Source organism: Craterilacuibacter sinensis (assembly GCF_009831765.1).
Taxonomy (GTDB): domain Bacteria; phylum Pseudomonadota; class Gammaproteobacteria; order Burkholderiales; family Chromobacteriaceae; genus Craterilacuibacter; species Craterilacuibacter sinensis.
Genome location: NZ_WSSB01000018.1, coordinates 25,814 through 46,031, shown reverse-complemented (window position 1 = coordinate 46,031; position 20,218 = coordinate 25,814). Strand labels below are relative to the sequence as shown.

16 protein-coding genes and 1 tRNA gene are annotated in these 20,218 nt (G+C 57.3%); 12 read left to right on the top strand and 5 right to left on the bottom strand.

Annotation, left to right across the window (positions count from 1 at the left end; translation table 11 throughout):
* Positions 1-176: 176 nt before the first annotated feature.
* Both GQF02_RS14975 and GQF02_RS14970 read right to left on the bottom strand, forming a co-directional pair.
* Positions 177-734 carry an adenine phosphoribosyltransferase gene (locus tag GQF02_RS14975; RefSeq protein ID WP_124735146.1) on the bottom strand — a complete coding sequence of 186 codons (558 nt, stop codon included), beginning with the start codon at positions 732-734 and terminating at the stop codon, positions 177-179.
* A gap of 103 nt (positions 735-837) precedes the next feature.
* Positions 838-2,136, bottom strand: coding sequence for an NCS2 family permease (locus GQF02_RS14970; RefSeq protein WP_160798206.1), 1,299 nt, complete (start codon positions 2,134-2,136; stop codon positions 838-840).
* Between the two features lie 157 nt (positions 2,137-2,293).
* Between GQF02_RS14970 and gmk the strand changes: the two genes are divergently transcribed.
* From gmk to GQF02_RS14930, 8 genes are all read left to right on the top strand, one after another.
* Complete coding sequence (gmk, locus tag GQF02_RS14965; protein ID WP_160798204.1) at positions 2,294-2,920, top strand: guanylate kinase; 627 nt, start codon at positions 2,294-2,296, stop codon at positions 2,918-2,920.
* Positions 2,921-2,983: 63 nt separating this feature from the next.
* Positions 2,984-3,190 carry a DNA-directed RNA polymerase subunit omega gene (rpoZ, locus tag GQF02_RS14960; RefSeq protein WP_124735143.1) on the top strand — a complete coding sequence of 69 codons (207 nt, stop codon included), beginning with the start codon at positions 2,984-2,986 and terminating at the stop codon, positions 3,188-3,190.
* 22 nt (positions 3,191-3,212) lie between these two features.
* Positions 3,213-5,369 (top strand): RelA/SpoT family protein, encoded by a 2,157-nt coding sequence (locus GQF02_RS14955; protein ID WP_160798202.1) that lies wholly within the window; start codon positions 3,213-3,215, stop codon positions 5,367-5,369.
* Between the two features lie 336 nt (positions 5,370-5,705).
* Positions 5,706-5,918, top strand: a complete 213-nt coding sequence (gene rpsU / locus GQF02_RS14950) for a 30S ribosomal protein S21 (protein WP_124735141.1) — start codon at positions 5,706-5,708, stop codon at positions 5,916-5,918.
* A 116-nt stretch (positions 5,919-6,034) separates the two neighbouring features.
* Positions 6,035-6,481, top strand: coding sequence for a GatB/YqeY domain-containing protein (locus GQF02_RS14945; protein ID WP_160798200.1), 447 nt, complete (start codon positions 6,035-6,037; stop codon positions 6,479-6,481).
* A gap of 9 nt (positions 6,482-6,490) precedes the next feature.
* Entirely contained in the window at positions 6,491-8,278 is a 1,788-nt protein-coding gene (gene dnaG, locus GQF02_RS14940; protein ID WP_160798198.1) for a DNA primase, read from the top strand.
* 55 nt (positions 8,279-8,333) lie between these two features.
* Positions 8,334-10,250 carry an RNA polymerase sigma factor RpoD gene (gene rpoD / locus GQF02_RS14935; RefSeq protein WP_124735138.1) on the top strand — a complete coding sequence of 639 codons (1,917 nt, stop codon included), beginning with the start codon at positions 8,334-8,336 and terminating at the stop codon, positions 10,248-10,250.
* Positions 10,251-10,294: 44 nt separating this feature from the next.
* Positions 10,295-10,371 (top strand) — tRNA-Ile (locus tag GQF02_RS14930).
* 212 nt (positions 10,372-10,583) lie between these two features.
* Here GQF02_RS14930 and GQF02_RS14925 read toward each other — a convergent pair.
* Positions 10,584-11,414: a formate/nitrite transporter family protein gene (locus GQF02_RS14925; RefSeq protein WP_124735137.1), complete on the bottom strand. Its 831-nt coding sequence runs from the start codon at positions 11,412-11,414 to the stop codon at positions 10,584-10,586.
* A 334-nt stretch (positions 11,415-11,748) separates the two neighbouring features.
* Here GQF02_RS14925 and pflB point away from each other — a divergent pair, with 334 nt between their 5' ends.
* From pflB to pta, 4 genes are all read left to right on the top strand, one after another.
* Positions 11,749-14,004, top strand: coding sequence for a formate C-acetyltransferase (gene pflB / locus GQF02_RS14920; RefSeq protein WP_124735136.1), 2,256 nt, complete (start codon positions 11,749-11,751; stop codon positions 14,002-14,004).
* A gap of 77 nt (positions 14,005-14,081) precedes the next feature.
* Positions 14,082-14,864 (top strand): pyruvate formate-lyase-activating protein, encoded by a 783-nt coding sequence (gene pflA / locus GQF02_RS14915; RefSeq protein ID WP_160798196.1) that lies wholly within the window; start codon positions 14,082-14,084, stop codon positions 14,862-14,864.
* Between the two features lie 62 nt (positions 14,865-14,926).
* Positions 14,927-16,123 carry an acetate/propionate family kinase gene (locus GQF02_RS14910; protein WP_160798194.1) on the top strand — a complete coding sequence of 399 codons (1,197 nt, stop codon included), beginning with the start codon at positions 14,927-14,929 and terminating at the stop codon, positions 16,121-16,123.
* Between the two features lie 75 nt (positions 16,124-16,198).
* Positions 16,199-18,262: a phosphate acetyltransferase gene (pta, locus tag GQF02_RS14905; protein ID WP_124735133.1), complete on the top strand. Its 2,064-nt coding sequence runs from the start codon at positions 16,199-16,201 to the stop codon at positions 18,260-18,262.
* Between the two features lie 59 nt (positions 18,263-18,321).
* Here the strand turns inward: pta and GQF02_RS14900 are convergent, their stop codons facing one another.
* Together GQF02_RS14900 and murA are read right to left on the bottom strand one after the other, a co-directional pair.
* Positions 18,322-18,555 (bottom strand): hypothetical protein, encoded by a 234-nt coding sequence (locus tag GQF02_RS14900; RefSeq protein ID WP_160798192.1) that lies wholly within the window; start codon positions 18,553-18,555, stop codon positions 18,322-18,324.
* Positions 18,556-18,962: 407 nt separating this feature from the next.
* The gene (gene murA, locus GQF02_RS14895; protein WP_124735131.1) at positions 18,963-20,216 is read right to left on the bottom strand and encodes a UDP-N-acetylglucosamine 1-carboxyvinyltransferase; all 1,254 of its coding nucleotides are present in this window, start codon (positions 20,214-20,216) and stop codon (positions 18,963-18,965) included.
* Positions 20,217-20,218: the final 2 nt, after the last annotated feature.

Below are 20,218 nucleotides of genomic sequence, written 5' to 3'. Positions count from 1 at the left end.
CGTTAAAGGCGAAGCCGGTACCGTGATCTCGACCGAAAAAGAAGGTATCGAGTGGTACTAAGCCGTTAGGCTGGGTTCACCAAACAAAAAGGCTGCCTCAGGGCAGCCTTTTTTCGTATGCCTCCGACAAAAAAAACCGCAGCAAGAGGCTGCGGTTTTCGCTGCGGGAAAGAGCTTTAAATTCCGCCAAATGAGCACACGGTAAACAGCGACAGGCCATCATCGCGCACCAGTTTGGCGCCGCCCAGTTCGGGCAGTTCGATAATGGCTGCCGCCTCGACTACTTCTGCACCCAGCTTTTGCAGCAGATGGTAGCCGGCCATCATTGTGCCGCCGGTGGCGACCAGATCGTCGATCAGTAATACACGGTCACCTGGCTTGCAGGCATCGGTATGCATTTCTACGGTGGCGTTGCCATATTCCAGTTCGTACTCTTCCGCCACCGTGGTGAAAGGCAGTTTGCCTTTTTTGCGGATTGGAATGAAGCCGACATTGAGCTCGTAAGCCAGCACCGAGCCGATAATAAAGCCGCGCGCATCCAGACCTGCAACCAGGTCGATCTTCTGATCCATATAGCGATGGACGAAGATGTCGATCAGCATGCGGAAGGTCTTGGGGTTTTGCAGCAGCGGGGTGATGTCGCGGAACATCACGCCATCGTGCGGCCAGTTGGGAACGGCGCGAATCCAGCCCTTGAGGTAGCTCGCGTAGTCGATATTGCTGAGGTTGTCCATGATGCGGTCCGTACAAGGGTTACCCGCCATTGTACAAGTTTGTGGACGGGTATGTACAAGGGGCGCTCGAGGCGCCCCTTGTTGATGGAAGATAGCTGGCAGCTTAGTGGAAAAAGGCCAGTTTGAAAATCCACATGGCGGTAATTACCAATACTGCCGGGCTCAGATCCTTGGCGCGGCCAGCCAGCAGTTTGATGGCGGTAAAGCTGATAAAGCCAAAGGCAATGCCATCTGCGATGGAGAAGGTGAAAGGCATGGCCAGTGCAGTCATCACAGCGGGTGCCGCCTCGGTCAGGTCTTCCCACTTGATCTCGGCCAGACCGCGTGTCATCAGCACCGCTACATAGCAAAGTGCGGGGGCGGTGGCATACGCCGGCACGGTCTTGGCCAGCGGCGACAGCCACAGGCAAGCCAGAAACAGCAAGGCAACGGTGAGCGAAGTCAGGCCGGTGCGGCCACCCACGGCGGTGCCTGCAGCCGATTCGACATAGGCAGTGGTGGAAGAGGTGCCCATGGCCGCGCCGGCGGTGATGGCGATCGAGTCAGCCAAGAGGGCGCGCTTGAGGCGAGGCAGTTTGCCGTCTTTGTCCAGCAGGCCGGCACGGTGCGAAACGCCAACCAGGGTGCCGGTGGTGTCAAACAGGTCGACAAAGAAAAAGACGAAGATCACGCCCAGCAAACCAGCATTGAGCGCGCCCTGAATATCCATGGCCATCCAGGTGGGCGCGAGGCTTGGCACTGGCGCAAAAATGCCTTCGAAGGTCGACAGTCCCAGCGTAATGGAGAGTGTGGTGATCAGGATAATGCTCAGGATGATGGCGCCGGGTACCTTGCGGTATTCGAGGGCCACGATCATGAAAAAGCCGAGAATCGCCAAGAGAGTGGTCGGGTTGTGGATATCCCCCAGCGTGATCAGCGTCGCAGGGTGAGCGGCAATCACACCTGCGTTTTTCAGGCCGATAATCGCCAGGAACATGCCGACGCCGGCAGAAATGCCGAATTTGAGCGATTGCGGAATGGCATTGACCATGGCCTCGCGCACTTTAAACAGGCTGACGGCGAGAAAGACCAGGCCGGACAGGAACACGGCGCCCAGCGCGGTTTCCCATGAAACGCCCATGCCCTGCACCACGGTGAAGGTAAAGTAGGCATTCAGCCCCATGCCCGGTGCCAGTGCAATCGGGTAGTTCGCAACCAGCGCCATAATACTGGTGCCCAGCGCGGCGGCCAGACAAGTGGCGACAAAGACGGCATTGATATCCATGCCGGTTGCCGACAGGATGGCGGGGTTGACCAGAACGATGTAGGCCATGGTCAGGAAGGTGGTAATCCCGGCGATGACTTCCGTTTTGACCGTGGTTCCATGTTCTTTAAGTTTGAACAGGCTCTCTAGAACTTGCATGTCGTGCACCCTCGGCGGCATTTCAGTTTTTTATGAGTTGGCTATTTTATACGATTTATCATTAGGAGAGTGCGGGAGTTCCAAGTGCTTCTCTTTAAAGATGGCCCTCTCTTGTGGTAACCTGAAATATTAGTCCAAGTTTACAGAGAGCCAGCCCATGAGTATGTCGACCGGTAGCATCTTTATCGTGGTAGCACCGTCCGGTGCCGGCAAGACTTCACTGGTGGCGGCGTTACTCAAGGCAGCATCCGATGTCGAACTCTCGGTCTCTTTTACTACGCGCGCGCCGCGCGCCGGCGAGGTCGACGGTCAGCATTATCATTTTGTGTCGCGCGACGCATTCGAAGCGATGATTGCGGCCGGTGATTTTCTCGAGTACGCCGAGGTGTACGGCAATTACTACGGTACCAGCGTGCGCTGGATCCGCGAGCGTACGGCAGCTGGTCACGACATTCTGTTAGAAATCGACTGGCAGGGGGCGCGTCAGGTGCGCGAGATATTCCCCGATGCGGTCGGTATCTTTATTCTGCCGCCTAGCCTGCAAGTGCTGGAGAGCCGTTTGCGTGGCCGTGGTACCGACAGTACCGAGGTGGTCGAGCGCCGCCTGGCCGAGGCGCGTGCCGAGATCGCTCTGGTCGGCGAGTATGATTACATCGTGGTTAATGATGAGTTCGAGCAAGCACGCACGGATTTGCTCGCTGTTGTTCGCGCGGTGCAGTTGCGTGCACCGCGCCAGTGCGAGCGTCTGGCGCGGGTGTTGGCGCAGATGCAGCCTGCCGGCTGAAAAAATTGGTCAATCCGGCAAAATCACATATAGTTTCCACCATTCTTGAAAGAGGTAAACCCCATGGCCCGTATTACCGTTGATGACTGCCTCGACCGTATCCAGAACCGTTTCGACCTGACTTTGGCTGCCGCGTATCGTGCCCGCCAGGTTGCTTCGGGCGGAACGACTTTTGTTGAACCCGGTCGCAACAAGCCGACCGTGGTGGCTTTGCGCGAAATTGCTGCCGGTCATGTCGGCCGCGAAATTCTGACCCGTAATAAGGGCTGATTGCCCCGGATATCTCCTAGGTATGCAGCTGGATAGCGCACCCACCATTGATTATCAGGCCATGATAGATACGGCGGCGTCGGCTTTGCTTGAGTCGGCAGTCGCCTATCTGAAGCCGGAAGATGTGCAGCTATTGCGTCAGGCATTCGATGTCAGTCGCGAGGCGCACGAGGGTCAGACGCGCAAAAGCGGCGAGCCTTATATCACCCATCCGCTGGCGGTGGCCCAGATGCTGGTCGACTGGCGCATGGATGCGCAAGGGGTGGCCGCAGCCTTATTGCATGATGTGCTGGAAGACACCGGAGTATCCAAGCCCACGTTGACTGAGCATTTTGGCAAGACTATTGCCGATCTGGTGGATGGGCTGTCCAAGCTGGAGCGGCTGGAGTACCAGACCAAGGAAGATGCGCAAGCGGAAAACTTCCGCAAGATGGTGCTGGCGATGGCGCGCGACGTGCGCGTGATTATCGTCAAGCTGGCCGATCGCTTGCACAATATGCGCACACTGGATTCGATGCGTGAGGACAAACGCAAGCGCATCGCTTTGGAAACGCTGGAAATTTATGCGCCGATTGCCAACCGCATCGGTCTGAATAAGGTCTATCGCGAGTTGCAGGACCTGGCGTTCAAGCATCTTTACCCTACGCGCTATACCGTGCTGGCCAAGGCGGTACGCGCGGCGCGAGGTAACCGGCGCGAGATCGTCAACAAGATTCTGGAAGCGGTCAGCCAGCGCTTGGCCGAGAACAAGATCGAAGCGGTGGTCAAGGGGCGGGAAAAGAATCTTTACAGCATCTACAAGAAAATGCAGGAGAAAAACCTGTCGTTTTCCGAGGTGCTGGATATCTACGGTTTCCGCGTGGTAGTCAATGATATTCCCAGTTGTTATCTGAGTTTGGGTGCGCTGCATAGTCTGTACAAGCCTTTGCCGGGCAAGTTCAAGGACTATATCGCGATTCCCAAGGGGAACGGCTATCAAAGTCTGCATACCACCTTGTTCGGCCCTTATGGTACGCCGGTGGAAATGCAGATCCGTACTCGCGAGATGAATGCGGTAGCCGAGGCGGGCATCGCTTCGCACTGGATGTACAAGAGTGGTGACGGCAGTCTGGATGCGGCGCATCAGCGTACGCACCAATGGTTGCAGAGCATCCTTGATATCCAGGCCGAAAGTGACGATGCGATCGAGTTTTTCGAGCACATCAAGATCGATCTGTTTCCGGACGAGGTATACGTATTTACTCCTAAGGGCAAGATTCTGGTCTTGCCGCAGGGCTCGACTCCGGTCGATTTTGCCTATGCGGTACATACCGATGTGGGACACCGCTGTATCGCGTCACGCGTTAATCATGCACTGGTGCCGTTGCGTACGGTATTGCGAAACGGAGATAGTGTCGAGGTAATCACCTCGACCCAGGCTAAGCCAAATCCTTCGTGGCTGAATTTTGTCGCCAGTGGCCGAGCGCGCTCGTGCATACGCAGTTATTTAAAGAGCTTGCAGACCACTGAAGCATCGCTGCTGGGTGAGCGCCTGCTTAAGCAGGCTTTGGGTGCGCTGGTAATGACGCCGCTGGCCGACGTTGACGCGCTGCAGGGCGAGTATATAGCGCTGTATGGCGATAATCTGGGCTCGTTCCGCGAGGTGCTGGCCGAGATCGGGGTGGGCAAGTTGCTGCCTATCGCCGTAGCGAGGCGTCTGGTTGAGCTTGCCGGGCGCAAGTCCGGCGAGTCGGTGCGCGTGTCGGCCATCGCCATTCGTGGCAATGAGAGCGGCACGATACAACTGGCTACGTGTTGCAGTCCTATTCCGGGTGACGAAATTGTCGGTGCGATTGCCAAGGGGCAGGGGCTGATTATCCATCGCAGCCTGTGTGCCAATATCCTGCGTTTCGATCAGGATAAATTACTGGAAGTAACCTGGGATACGCAGCGGGATCGCATGTTTGCGGTGACGGTCAGCGTATTGGCGCGTAATGAGCGCGGCACGCTAGCCGATATCGCATCGGCAATTTCCGGCGCTGCCGCCAATATCGAAAGCGTAGACACGCAGGATGGCTCGGCGGGTGAGGGTTATATCCATATCCATTTCCGTCTGCAGGTGGGGGATCTGGTTCATCTTGACCGGGTGCTTGCCGCCGTGGGGCAGTTAGGCAGCGTGATTAGTGCTAAGCGCGGGTGACGAGCCTGCTGTGCCGTAATAACATCAGGCGCGGATAGGCCTCGACTTTTTGCTGCGAGTCCGGTATAAGTTTCAGCCCTGCGTGAAGCCCGCACTTTCGAGTACGTGCTGCCGATGGCCGAGGCCGACCCGGCGCCTACGCTGGCCGCGTTTTGTTTCGACCAATTGCAACACCATTTCTCCTAGTGAGGGGGTGATTTTTTCAGTCGTTTGTCGTGCATGGTGCACTCAAATGACGAACTTCGGAATCCAGGACTTTATCAAAAAGGATTCCGTTGCTAAAATACCGGTTTTATCAAGCATTTAGCTTACCCAAGATTTTAAGGATCCCTGTCGATGCCGACTGTTCGCGTAAAAGAGAATGAACCGTTTGAAGTAGCAATGCGCCGTTTCAAGCGCTCCGTAGAAAAAACCGGTCTGCTGACCGAACTGCGTGCGCGCGAGTTCTACGAAAAGCCAACCACCGAGCGCAAGCGTAAAGCTGCTGCTGCCGTGAAGCGCCACTACAAGCGCATCCGTAGCCAACAGCTGCCACCAAAGATGTTCTAAGCTTTACGTACGGTTGATTTACAGGACCGCAGGCTTTGTCTGCGGTTTTGCCTTTTGTAGTTCCGCATTTCTGCGGCCGGCTTCATGTCGGCCGCTGTCTCTTCTGAAAGCACGATATGAGCCTGAAATCACGTATCACTGACGACATGAAGACGGCCATGAAGGCCAGAGATGCCGTGCGTTTGTCCGCCATTCGCTTGTTGATGGCGGCGATCAAGCAGAAGGAAGTCGATGAGCGTATCGAACTGGACGACGCTGCCATCGTGGCGGTGGTCGACAAGATGCTCAAGCAGCGCCGCGACTCGGTAACGCAATACGAGGCGGGTGGCCGTCAGGACCTGGCGGAGCAGGAAAAGGCCGAGATGGTCGTGCTGGCCGATTATCTGCCACAGCAGTTGAGCATTGCTGAAATCAATGCACTGATTGAAGCCGCCGTTGAGAGCAGCGGTGCTGCCGGCATGCAGGATATGGGCAAGGTTATGGCGCTGTTGCGTCCGCAACTGGCTGGCCGTGCCGATATGGCCGCCGTGTCGGCTCTGATCAAGGCCCGCCTTGTTGCTTAAGGTGCGCGGATGATCCCGCAGGATTTTATCGATCAGCTGCTGACCCGCGTCGACATTGTTGACGTGGTGGATCGTTATGTCCCGCTGAAAAAAGCGGGGCAGAACTACTTGGCGTGCTGTCCGTTCCACAAGGAAAAATCTCCCTCTTTTACGGTTAGCCCGTCCAAGCAGTTCTATCATTGCTTTGGGTGTGGCATGCATGGCTCGGCCATCGGCTTTGTCATGGAGTATCAGGGGCTGGGTTTTGTCGATGCGGTGCGCGTGCTGGCAGATAGTGTGTCCATGCCGGTGCCGGAAGTGCGGCATGCCGATCCGCAGGCAGAGCAAGCAGCGCGTGCGCGTCGTTTGTCGCTTGAAGAAATCCTTGCCGCTGCTGCGGTTTATTTCAAGCAGCAGTTGAAATCTTCGCCTGCTGCCGTCAGTTACCTGAAGGGACGAGGTTTGTCCGGCGAAATTGCCGCGCGCTTCGCCTTGGGGTATGCGCCCGATGCCTGGCAAAATCTGGCCGCGATTGTGCCTGATTACCAGGAGGAATATCTGGTCGAGGCGGGGCTGGTGATCGCGGGTGATGAAGGTAAGCGTTACGACCGCTTCCGCGGTCGGGTGATGTTTCCCATTCGCAACCAGCGTGGCGTCATCATCGGTTTTGGTGGGCGGGTGCTGGGTCAGGGCGAGCCCAAATACCTGAACTCGCCGGAGACGCCGCTGTTCGAGAAGGGGCGCGAGCTTTACGGTCTGTATGAGGCACGCCAGGCGATACGCGAGCACAACCGTGTGCTGGTGGTCGAAGGCTATATGGATGTAGTGGCGCTGGCGCAGTATGGTGTGGCGTATGCGGTCGCGACACTGGGCACGGCAACGACCGGCGAGCATGTGCGCAAGTTGCTCAAACACGCTGATCAGGTCGTGTTCTGCTTTGATGGCGACAAAGCCGGACAGAAGGCGGCTTGGCGGGCGTTGGAAAACAGTTTGCCGTTCCTGGTTGACGGCAAGTCTTTGAGCTTTCTGTTTTTGCCGGAGGCGCATGATCCGGACTCGTATATCCGCGAGTACGGCACCGAGGCGTTTGAACGTCAGCTTAGTGAAGCCAGTGTACCCTTGTCGGGTTATCTGACGCGCGAGCTGACGCGGCGGGTTGATATGTCCACCCCGGAGGGGCGGGCCGATCTGGTCAAGCAGGCCATGCCTTTGCTGGCGCAGATTACAGCGCCGGCCTTGGGTTTCATTATCCGCAAGCGTCTGGCCGAACTGGTGGGTGTGGAGGTCGACGAATTCGACATGATGACCGGCCAGCGCAAGGCTCCAGCGCGTGGCCGGCGCGAATACCGTTTGCCGCGCCAATCGGCGCAGCCGGATGTGATGTCTACCGTTCGGCGTCTGATCAAGTGGCTGGTGATGAATCCGGCTTGGGCCAATGAAGTCGAGGTGCGTGATAGTTTGCCCCTGTCGGGTGATATTGCCTGTCTGGCTGCCTTGATCGAGCGGGCGCAAGCGTGTGTCAGCACGCCGACCAGTGCGCAATTGGCCGAGAATTTTCGTGGTACACCGTTTGAATCGCAGATTGACTCTGTGTTGCAGGCATCGTTGCGGGATCCGGCAGAACTTGCCAATCCGGACGAGTTTGATCTGGATATGTTCAAGAGCGGCTTCTCCAGAATGATGGATGCGTGTGATGACGCGCTATACCGGCAATTGTCGGTGCGCGGGCTTGAGCATCTGAGTGATGAAGATAAACGTTTGTTGCAGGAACTGATGCGCCGCATGGCGGCGCGGGCGGTACACAATCCGTTGAAATAACGGGCTGTGATATACTCAATTGTTTTTTTCGGCTTTTTTTCAAGCAGGAAACGAAATGGCGGCTTCCCCCAAAATCGATAAAGATGTGCAGGACAACCAGGACAATCCTCAGTTGAGCCTGGAAGAGCAGCGCAAGCGCTTGCGCCAGCTGATTGCGCTGGGCAAGGAGCGTGGCTACCTCACATTCGCTGAAATCAATGACCATCTGCCGGAAGACGTGTCCGACGCCGAGCAGATCGAAAATATCATCGTCATGATCGGTGGTCTGGGTATCCGGGTGACCGAAGAGGCGCCGGATGCTGATACCCTGCTGATGACCGATGCTCCGGCAGCGGTCACCGACGAGGATGCGGTTGAAGAAGCTGAGGCCGCCTTGTCGTCGGTTGATGCCGAGTTCGGTCGCACCACCGACCCTGTACGCATGTATATGCGTGAAATGGGTACGGTTGAGCTGCTGACCCGTGAGGGCGAAATCGAAATCGCCAAGCGGATCGAAGACGGCCTCAAGTACATGATCCAGTCCATCTCGGCATGCCCCGGCACGATTGCCGAAGTGCTGACGCTGATGGACAAGGTCGAGCGCGAAGAGATGCGCATCGACGAAGTTGTTGATGGCTTTATCGATCCGAATGCCAGCGTTGAGGCAGAGACCGAGTTTTCCGAGCCGGAAGACGACGAAATGCCGGATGATGACGAGCCGGAAGAGGAAGATGAAGAGGCCGATGCTGAAAGCATCAATGCCGCTAACCTGCTTGCGCTCAAATTGCAGGCGATCGAATTCTTTGCCGATGTGCGCGTGCAATATGCCGGCTTGACCGCCGCGCTGCAGAAATCCGATGCCAAGGCCGCCCAAGCTTGCCAGCAGCAGATTACCGATGCCTTTATGCAGGTGCGTTTTGCTACGCGCCAGATTGAAAGCCTGTGTGACTCCCTGCGCTCGCTGGTCGCTGAAGTGCGTTCGCATGAGCGTGAAATTCAGGATATCTGCGTGCAGCGTGTGCGCATGGATCGTAGCCACTTCATCAAGAGTTTCCCCGGTAACGAAATCAACGTTGACTGGGTGGTGAAGGAAATCGAATCCGGCAAGGCCTGGTCCGAAACACTGGAGCGCTTCAAGCACGCGATTATCGAGCGTCAGACACGTCTGTCCGACGTCCAGTTGCGCGCCATGCTGACGATTCCGGCGCTGAAGGAAATCAACCGCCAGATGGCGGCGGGCGAGAAGAAGGCGCGTCTGGCTAAGCGCGAGATGATCGAAGCCAACTTACGTCTGGTGATTTCGATCGCCAAAAAGTATACCAACCGTGGTCTGCAATTCCTCGACCTGATCCAGGAAGGCAATATCGGCCTGATGAAGGCGGTGGACAAGTTTGAATACCGTCGCGGTTACAAGTTCTCGACCTATGCAACCTGGTGGATCCGTCAGGCGATTACCCGTTCGATTGCCGACCAGGCGCGCACGATCCGCATTCCTGTGCATATGATCGAAACCATCAACAAGATGAATCGTATCAGCCGCCAGATCTTGCAGGAAACCGGGCACGAGCCGGATCCGGCCGAGCTGGCCGAGCGCATGGAAATGCCGGAAGAGAAAATCCGCAAGATCATGAAGATCTCCAAAGAGCCGATCTCGATGGAAACGCCTATCGGTGACGATGACGATTCCCATCTGGGCGACTTCATTGAGGATGCGGTGACTATCACCCCTTCGGATGCGGCGATGTATTCCAGTTTGCGTGAGGCGACCAAGGAGGTGCTCGAGTCACTGACGCCACGCGAAGCCAAAGTCCTGCGTATGCGTTTCGGTATCGACATGAATACCGACCATACGTTGGAAGAGGTAGGCAAGCAGTTTGATGTGACACGCGAGCGTATCCGTCAGATTGAAGCCAAGGCATTGCGCAAGCTGCGCCATCCGACGCGTTCCGAGCGGCTGAAGAGCTTTCTCGATAACGAGCCAAATGGTCAGTAAGTAAGCTGCATTTACCGGAAATTCTGGTATAATCGCTTGCGATCGGGCCTTTAGCTCAGTTGGTTAGAGCAGAGGACTCATAATCCTTTGGTCATCGGTTCAAGTCCGATAGGGCCCACCAGAAATTTGAATAGCAAAATCAGGGGTTTGCAGCTTAGGCTGCAAACCCCTTTTGCTTTTTCGCTTAGCTGCGGTTTGGTCATGCGACGTGTGGTCTGTACTTGCTTGTGGCTTGCTACGGGTCGCTTGGCGCGAAAGCCTTGCTGGAGAGGTGGGGATCAGGTGCAAAGCGCATCACCTCCGCGCTAGCGCGTGGAGGTGATGGTTTAAAGCTTAGGAGATAGCCGGGTTCAGTTTGTCGGCCTGTTTTTGTGCGGTCGCGGCAGGCGTGCTTAGCGTGTGGCGCTCGAGCATAAAGGCCAGTAAGGCAACGCCGATGCCGCCGCCAACGATATTGCCCAGTGTTGCCGGCAGCATGTTGTGCATGATGTCGGCGAACGACAGCGCTTCGGGCGCATGGGCGACGACCAGACTAAAGAGTGCCATATTGGCGATGCTGTGCTCGAAGCCGGAGAAGAAGAAGGCGAATACCAGCAGGAACACCAAAGCGATTTTGGCCATCTCGTTTTCCAGTTTCATCGGCAGCCAGACGGCCAGGCAGATGATCCAGTTACACAACACCCCTTTCCAGAAAATCTTCATAAACGGCGCGCCGGTTTTGACGGCTGCGATCTGGCTGGCCACATGGTCGGCAGGGTAGTCGCCCAGGCCGCCGGTCTGCATCCATACCACGGTAAACAGCAAGATGCCGGCCAAGTTGCCGAAGTAGACCGTACTCCAGCTCGCCAGCATCTCGCCGCTGCTGACGCGGCCGGTCAGTTTGCCCAAGGTCATATACATCACATTGCTGGTAAACAGTTCGGTCTTGGAGACAATGATGGCAACCAGTGCCGTGCCGAAGAAGGCGGAGTAGGCGATGGCGTAGTAAGGCGAGCCATTGCTGTGAAACAGCTGGCCCAGTCGCATGCTGACGGCGAGGACGAGGGCAATCAGCGCACCGGCAAAGGCGGCAGAAAGAAAATAGCGGGCAGTTGCGGTTCGTAGAACCGTGCGTTTGGCACTGGCTTGCTGGGCGACATAGTCGAGAGAGTAAGTATGGCTCATGGTGTTATCGGTGAGTGGTTTAGTTGTTTCGGATTTTATGACGTTTTGAAAACCCGTTTTGCGTTTTCGAAACTGCTTTTGGCCTGATTCGTTCGTGGCTTGACGCTTGTTGTCGTTTTTCAGTCAGAGTCAGACTGGTGTTTGACGTCACTTTTGTATTAAAATCCTTTCCTATCAATGAGTAACGTCAAAATATAAATTTTCCCTGCCACTATTTTCGTTGCGTGGAGAAATTTGTTTTTGACGTAGATCAAGTAATCGCTTTCGTTTTCGACTTAACATGTATTCAATTTGTTACATATCATGTTCGAAGATGAACTAGGAGACGCAAAAGATGGACGCTGCAAACAAGGAAATGCTGGCTGTTGACCCATGGAGAGAGTTCGTTGCCGGTGATTGGCAGGCACGCGTGGATGTGCGCGACTTTATCCAGAACAACATCACCCCTTACGAGGGCGATGCAGCCTTTCTGGCCGGCGCCACCGCGCGTACCCAAGGCATCTGGGACACGCTGTCCGTACTGCTGAAAGAAGAGCGCGCCCGTGGCGTGCTGGATGTATCTGCTGATCGTGGCGCCAGCATCACCGCACACGATGCCGGTTATATCGATGAAAAGAATGAACTGATCGTTGGTCTGCAGACAGATGCGCCACTCAAGCGCGCCATCATGCCTAACGGCGGCCTGCGCATGGTTGAAAACGGTCTGGAAGCCTTTGGCTTCAAGATCGATCCTATGGTCAAAGAGATCTGGGAAAAGTACCGCAAGAGCCATAACCAGGGTGTGTTCGATGCCTACACGCCGGCTATTCTGGCTGCACGCAAGTCCGGTGTGATTACCGGTCTGCCGGATGCTTACGGCCGTGGTCGTATCATTGGTGACTACCGCCGTGTTGCCTTGTATGGCGTCGACTTCCTGATGGCCGAGCGCAAGAAGGACTGGATGGCAATCAAGCCGCCGATGACTGACGACGTGATCCGTCTGCGTGAAGAGTGCTCCGAGCAGTACCGCGCGCTGAACGAACTCAAAGTCATGGCTGCCAAGTACGGCTACGATATCGCCCGCCCTGCCGCGACGGCGCGCGAAGCGATCCAGTGGACTTACTTCGCCTATCTGGCCGCAGTGAAAGAGCAGAACGGTGCCGCGATGAGCTTCGGCCGCGTGTCGACCTTCCTCGATATCTTTATCGAGCGCGATATCAAGGCCGGCGTACTGAATGAAGAGCAGGCGCAGGAGATGATCGACGATCTGGTGATCAAGCTGCGTATCGTGCGCTTCCTGCGCACTCCGGACTACGACGCACTGTTCTCGGGTGATCCGACCTGGGTGACCGAGTCCATCGCCGGTATGGGTCTGGATGGCCGTACCCTGGTGACCAAGAACAGCTTCCGTTTCCTGAATACCCTGTACAACCTGGGCCCGGCACCCGAGCCTAACCTGACCGTATTGTGGTCGACTCAGTTGCCACGCGGCTTCAAGGACTTCGCCGCCAAAGTGTCTATCGACACCTCGGCCATTCAGTACGAAAACGACGATCTGATGCGTCCGAAGTGGGGCGACGACTACGGTATCGCCTGCTGTGTATCGGCCATGGCCATCGGTAAGCAGATGCAGTTCTTCGGTGCTCGCGCCAACCTGGGCAAGACCCTGCTGTACGCGATCAACGGCGGTGTGGACGAGAAGAGCGGTGCAACCGTGGCCCGTGGTTTCGAGCCTATCACCAGCGACGTACTTGACTACGACGAAGTGATGGCCAAGTTCCTGCCGATGATGGACTGGGTGGTCGAGACTTACGTCGATGCGCTGAATACCATCCACTACATGCATGACAAGTACTCGTACGAGCGTATCGAGATGGCGCTGCACGACCGCGATATCCTGCGCACCATGGCTTGCGGTATTGCCGGCTTGTCGGTGGCTGCTGATTCCTTGTCCGCGATCAAGCACGCCAAGGTTCACGTGATCCGTAATGAAGACGGCTTGGCTGTCGATTACAAAATCGAAGGCGAATACCCGGCTTACGGCAACAATGATGACCGTGCCGACAGCATCGCAGTATGGCTGACCGAAACCTTTATGGAGAAGATCAAGGCCCAGCCTCACTTCTACCGTAATGCGACCCCGACCCAGTCGGTACTGACCATCACCTCTAATGTGGTGTACGGCAAGAAGACCGGTAACACGCCATGCGGTCGCCGTTCGGGCGAGCCGTTCTCGCCGGGTGCCAACCCGATGAACGGCCGTGATGTGAAGGGCTTTGTTGCTTCCGGTGCTTCGGTTGCTAAGATTCCTTATAGCGCGGCACTGGATGGTATCAGCTGGACATCGTCGGCGACGCCGGATGCACTGGGTCACACCGCTGAAGAGCGTATCCGCAACCTGGCTAACTGCCTGGATGGCTACGTTGCCGCTGGTGGCTTCCACGTCAACGTCAACGTGTTCAACCGTGACACGCTGATCGATGCGATGGAACACCCGGAAGAGTACCCACAGCTGACCGTACGCGTGTCGGGCTATGCGGTGAACTTCGTCAAGCTGACGCGTGAGCAACAGCTGGACGTGATCAACCGCACCTTCCACGGCAAGATGTAAGCCTGAGCTTCCCATCAGGGAAGCTGCTTCTGGTGGGCGGCGCAAGCCGCCCGCTGTCATTTATATTAAGGACATTCATGACTACGCCTGTTACCGAAATAGCCGTCAACTTTGTGGCCGAACGCACAGAAGTGAAGGGTTTTATCCATTCTCTGGAAACCGGTGCGGCCGTCGATGGCCCGGGCGTACGCTTCGTGTTCTTTACCTCGGGCTGCCAGTTCCGCTGCCTGTATTGCCATAACCCGGACACCTGGAAGCTGCATCACGGTCGCGAGATGAGCGTGGAGGATGCGCTGGCCGAGCTGAAGCCCTACGCAGGCTTCCTCAAATTTGCCGGTGGCGTCACCATTTCCGGTGGCGAGCCGATGATGCAGCCCGACTTTGTTGGTGCCGTATTCAAGGGCGCTAAAGAACGCTTCGGCCTGCATACCACGCTGGACACCCAGGGCTATCTGCACGAGAGCCTGCCGGATGCCTGGTTTGAGGCGGTGGATCTGGTGATGCTGGACATCAAGCACAGCGACCCTGAACAGTACAAAAAGATCACGGCCCAGCCTTTGCAGCCGACGCTGGATTTTGCCCGGCGCATGGCGAAGATGGGCAAGAAAATGTGGATCCGTTATGTGCTGGTGCCGGGGCTGACCGACGGCTTCGATGATGTCGAACGGCTGGCTGATTTTGTCGCCAGTCTGGGTGAAGTCGTCGAGCGTGTAGAGGTGCTGCCATTCCATCAGCTGGGCCAGAGCAAGTGGACCGAGCTGGGTATGGCGTATGAACTTGCCGACACCCTGCCGCCTTCGGCCGAGTGTGTCGCCCGTGTGCGTGGCCAATTTGCCGCACGCGGTTTCTTTGTCAGCTAGCGCGAGCGCTTGACGCTTGCTGCCTGACAAACCGATTTTACTAATTTATTGAAAGTACTCTCATGAGCCAATCCCTGATTCTGGTTATTAACTGCGGCAGCTCGTCGCTCAAGTTCGGTCTGTTCCCTGTCGGTGCGGAAGAGCCAACCCTGTCCGGTCTGGCCGAGTGCCTGGGCGATGCCGATTCGCGCGTCGTATTCAAGGCTGACGGCAAGAAGAGCACGCTGGCAATTGCCGGTGGCGCGCATGATCAGGCACTGGAAGCTGTGATTGAACATATCCGTGCCCGTGGCGAGCTGGATAGCGTGGTCGCTGTCGGTCATCGCGTTGTGCATGGTGGCGAGCGTTTCCACGCCTCGGCGCTGATCACTCCTGAAGTTGAAACCGCCATTGAAGCGTGCGCCGCACTGGCGCCACTGCATAATCCGGCCAACTTGCTGGGTATCCGCGTAGTGCGTGCTTGCCTGCCAGCGCTGCCGCAGGTTGCCGTGTTCGATACCGCTTTCCACCAGACCATGCCGCGTGCCGCTTACCTGTACGCGCTGCCGATGAAGCTGTACCGCGACCATGGTGTGCGTCGTTACGGTTTCCACGGCACCAGCCACCGCTTTGTGGCTGAAGCAGCTGTCGCCGAACTGGGCCTGGACGCCGCTGATCACGGCATCGTGATTGCCCACCTGGGTAACGGCGCTTCTGCTGCTGCCATCAAGAATGGTGCCAGCGTAGACACCACCATGGGCATGACCCCGCTGGAAGGTCTGGTCATGGGTACGCGTTCGGGTGATGTCGATCCGGGCAGCCTGGCCTATATCGGCGAAAAACTGGGTCTGGATCTGGCCGGCATCGACAAGCTGCTGAACAAAGAGTCCGGTCTGCTGGGTCTGTCCGAACTGTCCAATGATTGCCGTACGCTGGAAGAAGCCGCGGCCGAAGGCCATGAAGGCTCGATCGTTGCGCTGGAAGTATTTGCCCATCGTCTGGCCCGTCATATCGGCGGTCTGGCTACTTCGCTTGACCGTCTGGACGCCGTGGTATTCACCGGCGGCATCGGCGAGAACAGCGACAAGCTGCGCGCCATGACGCTGGCCAAGCTGTCGGCTTTCGGTATCGAAGTCGATGCCGAAGCCAACGCCCGCTGCACCCGCGGCACCGCCGGCGTGATCAGCCGTGGCAACGGTCCTAAAGCCATGGTGATCAACACCAATGAAGAATTCGTGATTGCTTGCGATACCGCCGAACTGGCCGGTATCACGGGCTGAATTCCGGTCTAGGATGAAATACGAACCCGCGCCTGCGCGGGTTTGTGCATTACAGCCACAAGAAAGGCTTACCCCATGCAGAAAATATTTTTCCTGGCCCCTGTCGGCCATGATGCCGGTCTGACCTCTTTGGGTCTGGGCCTGGTGCGCTCGCTGGAGCGCGAGGGTATCAAGGTCGGCTTTGCCAAGCCTATCGCCCAGCCGGGTACGGGTCCGGATCTGTCTACCCATTTCGTTCGCTCTTTGTGCGGTATCGAGGCGCCTGAGGCGATTCCTTTTGCCCGTGCCGAAGCACTGCTGCGCGAAGGCAAGTTGTCCGACCTGATGGAAGAAGTGGTGCAGAACGTCGCACCGCTGGTGTTGCAGCACGATGTGGTGCTGGTTGAAGGCCTGACCCCGGGCTCGGATGTGCCGCTGGCCAGCGAGCTGAATCTGGAACTGGCCAAAACCCTGACCGCCGACCTGATTCTGGCGATCTCGGCCGCCCGCCGCGACGCCCGAGATATTTTTGAAGCCATTACCCTGGCGCGCCGCAGCTATAGCGACGGGCAGGTTAACCTGGCCGGTGTCATGCTGAACAAGCTGCCGGCAGGAGCCGAAGGTCAGCAGTTGCTGCAAAACTTAGGCCGCATTGCGCCGCCGTTGCCGCTGTTGGCGACCGTGCCGTTTGAGGCACGTCTGAATGCCGTACGCCTGCTGGATCTGGCCTCGCCTTTGGGTCTCAAGATCGAGCACGCCGGCAATATCGTGCGCTCGCGGGTGCATGAAGTGGTTGTCGCTGCCCGTGCGGTGGAAAACATGATAGACCGCTTGCGCCCCGGTGCACTGGTGGTGACGCCGGGCGATCGCTCCGACGTGATTCTGGCTACGGCACTGGCAACCTTGCGTGGCGTGCCGCTGGCGGGTCTGCTGTTGACTTGTAACGAGCCGGTTGCTGCCAAGGTTGTGCCTTTGATCGAATCGGCCAAGCTGGCGGGTCTGCCTATCCTGTCGACCGAGCGCGATACCTTTGAAACCAGCGCCTTGCTGTCGGCGATCAATGTGCACGTTGCTGCGGACGATACCGAACGCATGCAGCAAGTGATCGACTTTATGGCCGAACACACGGCCACCGCACAGCTGAAAGAAAAGATCGGCGAGCCGACCGAGCTGCGTATGCCGCCACCGGCATTCCGCCATCGTCTGGTCGAAATTGCCCGTCGTGCCAATAAGCGCATCGTGCTGCCGGAAGGCGATGAGCCGCGTACCCTGCAAGCGGCAGTGATCTGCCACGAGAAGGGGATTGCCCGTTGCGTCTTGCTGGGGAATCCTGCACGTATCCATCAGGTGGCAGATGCCCAAGGCGTAGTGTTGCCGACCGATATCGAGATCATTGATCCCGAAGCCGTACTCAGCCGCTATGTGGCGCCTATGGTCGAGCTGCGCAAGTCCAAGGGCTTGACCGCACCACAGGCTGAAAAGCTGCTGGAAGATACGGTCATGATGGGGACCATGATGCTGGCGCTGGGTGAAGTTGACGGTCTGGTGTCCGGCGCGGTTCATACCACCGCCAGTACCGTGCGTCCGGCTCTGCAGCTGATCAAGACCGCGCCTGGCGCATCTATCGTCTCCAGCGTGTTCTTTATGCTGATGCCGGATCAGGTACTGGTGTATGGCGATTGCGCCATCAATCCGGACCCGACCGCCGAACAGTTGTGCGATATCGCGATCCAGTCGGCCGATTCGGCCAAGGCCTTCGGTGTCGAGCCGCGCGTGGCGATGATTTCCTACTCCACCGGGGCCTCCGGCACCGGCGATGATGTCGAGAAGGTGCGCGAAGCGACCCGTCTGGCCAAGGAAAAGCGTCCGGATCTGATGATTGATGGCCCGATGCAGTACGATGCGGCTTCGGTTGAATCGGTCGGCCGCCAGAAGGCACCGGATAGCCTGGTAGCAGGGCGCGCCAATGTATTTGTATTCCCGGATCTGAACACCGGCAATACAACCTACAAGGCGGTACAGCGTTCTGCCGGTGTGGTTTCGGTTGGTCCAATGCTGCAAGGCCTGCGCAAGCCGGTGAATGACTTGTCGCGTGGCGCATTGGTGGACGATATCGTCTACACCGTGGCACTGACGGCGATCCAGGCAACCCAGGCCTGAGTATTAGCTGTTTGATACAAGCCCCCACAGCACTGCTGATGGGGGCTTTTTCATGGTATTTACTCAGGAACGCCGGAGTGAATATCTAGCGCAAAGCAGCTCACGCTGCGCCCGGCTAGCAGGGCGGGCGGCGTCAGCTGATCCAGACGCTGGATGCCGATATCGACAAACTCTTGGCACAGCGAGCGACCACACGAATAGAACGTGTGTTCTACACGCGGCGAGTGGTAGCGTGTGCCCAGGCTGGCGGGGTGACGGCAAAAATCGCAGCGCCCGGAAAAGGGAGTACTCAAGGAAGGCTCTAAACTTGTAAAGTCAATGCAATATCCAGTGTGCACGACTCCTATTGTTATGTGTTGTGACTAATTGGAAATGCTTGTTTAATTATTTTGCAATGTTGTTATTTGGCATGTACCGTTCTTGTCGACGTTAATGTCTTTCTTGTGCCGCAGCTGATTTTGTATCGGTTTGCCTGAGCGTTTTCACCTGCCAGCGTTGCCGGTTGTGCGCGTTCTGTGTGGGCTACGGCAGGAGATCCAGCAGCTGCTTTGCTTATGAAATGAGCGAATCTGCCCATGGCAGGGCAAGGCTTGCCATGGTCAATAGAAAACAGCCCGGCAGGTTTAGCCTGCAGGGCTGTTGAATTTTCAGTCTGAGCCGCCCGCCTAGGCGGGCTGTGCCCATTTTCCGCTCAGTATCTTCAGCTCACGCGCTCGATCTGGGCGCCGACTGCACCGAGCTTGCGCTCGATATGTTCGTAGCCGCGATCCAGATGATAGATGCGCTCGACGATGGTTTCACCATCGGCGACCAGACCGGCGATCACCAGGCTGGCCGAGGCGCGCAAATCGGTTGCCATGACCGTAGCACCGGACAGGCGTTCAACACCACGAATCACGGCGGTGTTGCCTTCGGTCTCGATATTGGCGCCCATGCGCTTGAGCTCGGGCACATGCATGAAACGGTTTTCAAAGATGGTCTCGGTCACCATGGCTGCGCCTTCGGCAATGGTGTTCAGCGTCATGAACTGCGCCTGCATATCGGTCGGGAAAGCCGGGTAAGGCAGGGTACGGATATTGACCGATTTCGGGCGGCGCTTCATATCCAGCGAAATCCAGTCGTCGCCGCATTCGATAATGGCACCGGCTTCGACCAGCTTGTCGAGAATGGCTTCCATGCCCTTGGGTGCGGCATGGCGCAGGATGATGTGGCCCTGCGTCATGGCGCCGGCGACCAGGAAGGTGCCCGCTTCGATGCGGTCCGGCATGATTGCGTGTTCCGCACCATGCAGTTTTTCTACGCCTTCAATCACCAGACGGTCGCTGCCGATGCCGCTGATCTTGGCGCCCATCTTGTTCAGGCAATGCGCAAGGTCGCTGACTTCAGGTTCGCGTGCTGCGTTTTCCAGCACGGTAATGCCGTCGGCCAGGGTGGCGGCCATCAGCAGGTTTTCGGTACCGGTAACGGTCACCATATCCATGACGATGGTGGCACCGCGCAGGCGCTTGGCGCGCGCCTTGACATAGCCGTGCTCGATGGTGACTTCGGCGCCCATGGCGACCAGACCCTTGATGTGCTGGTCAACCGGACGCGAGCCGATGGCGCAGCCGCCTGGCAGCGAGACCGAGGCTTCGCCGAAGCGTGCCAGTGTCGGGCCCAGTACCAGGATAGAGGCGCGCATGGTTTTCACCAGCTCGTACGGGGCAACCAGTGTGTCGATCTGGCTGGCGGTGATCTCGATTTCATGCACATTGTCGGTCATCACGCGCACGCCCATGCCTTGCAGCAGCTTTTGCGTGGTGGCGACATCGCGCAGCATGGGCACATTGCTGTAGCGCATGGTGTCGGCCGTCAGCAAACTGGCGCACAGAATGGGCAGAGCCGCGTTTTTGGCACCGGAAACCGGAATTTCGCCATTGAGCGGGCCATTGCCGCGAATAATCAGTTTTTCCATGG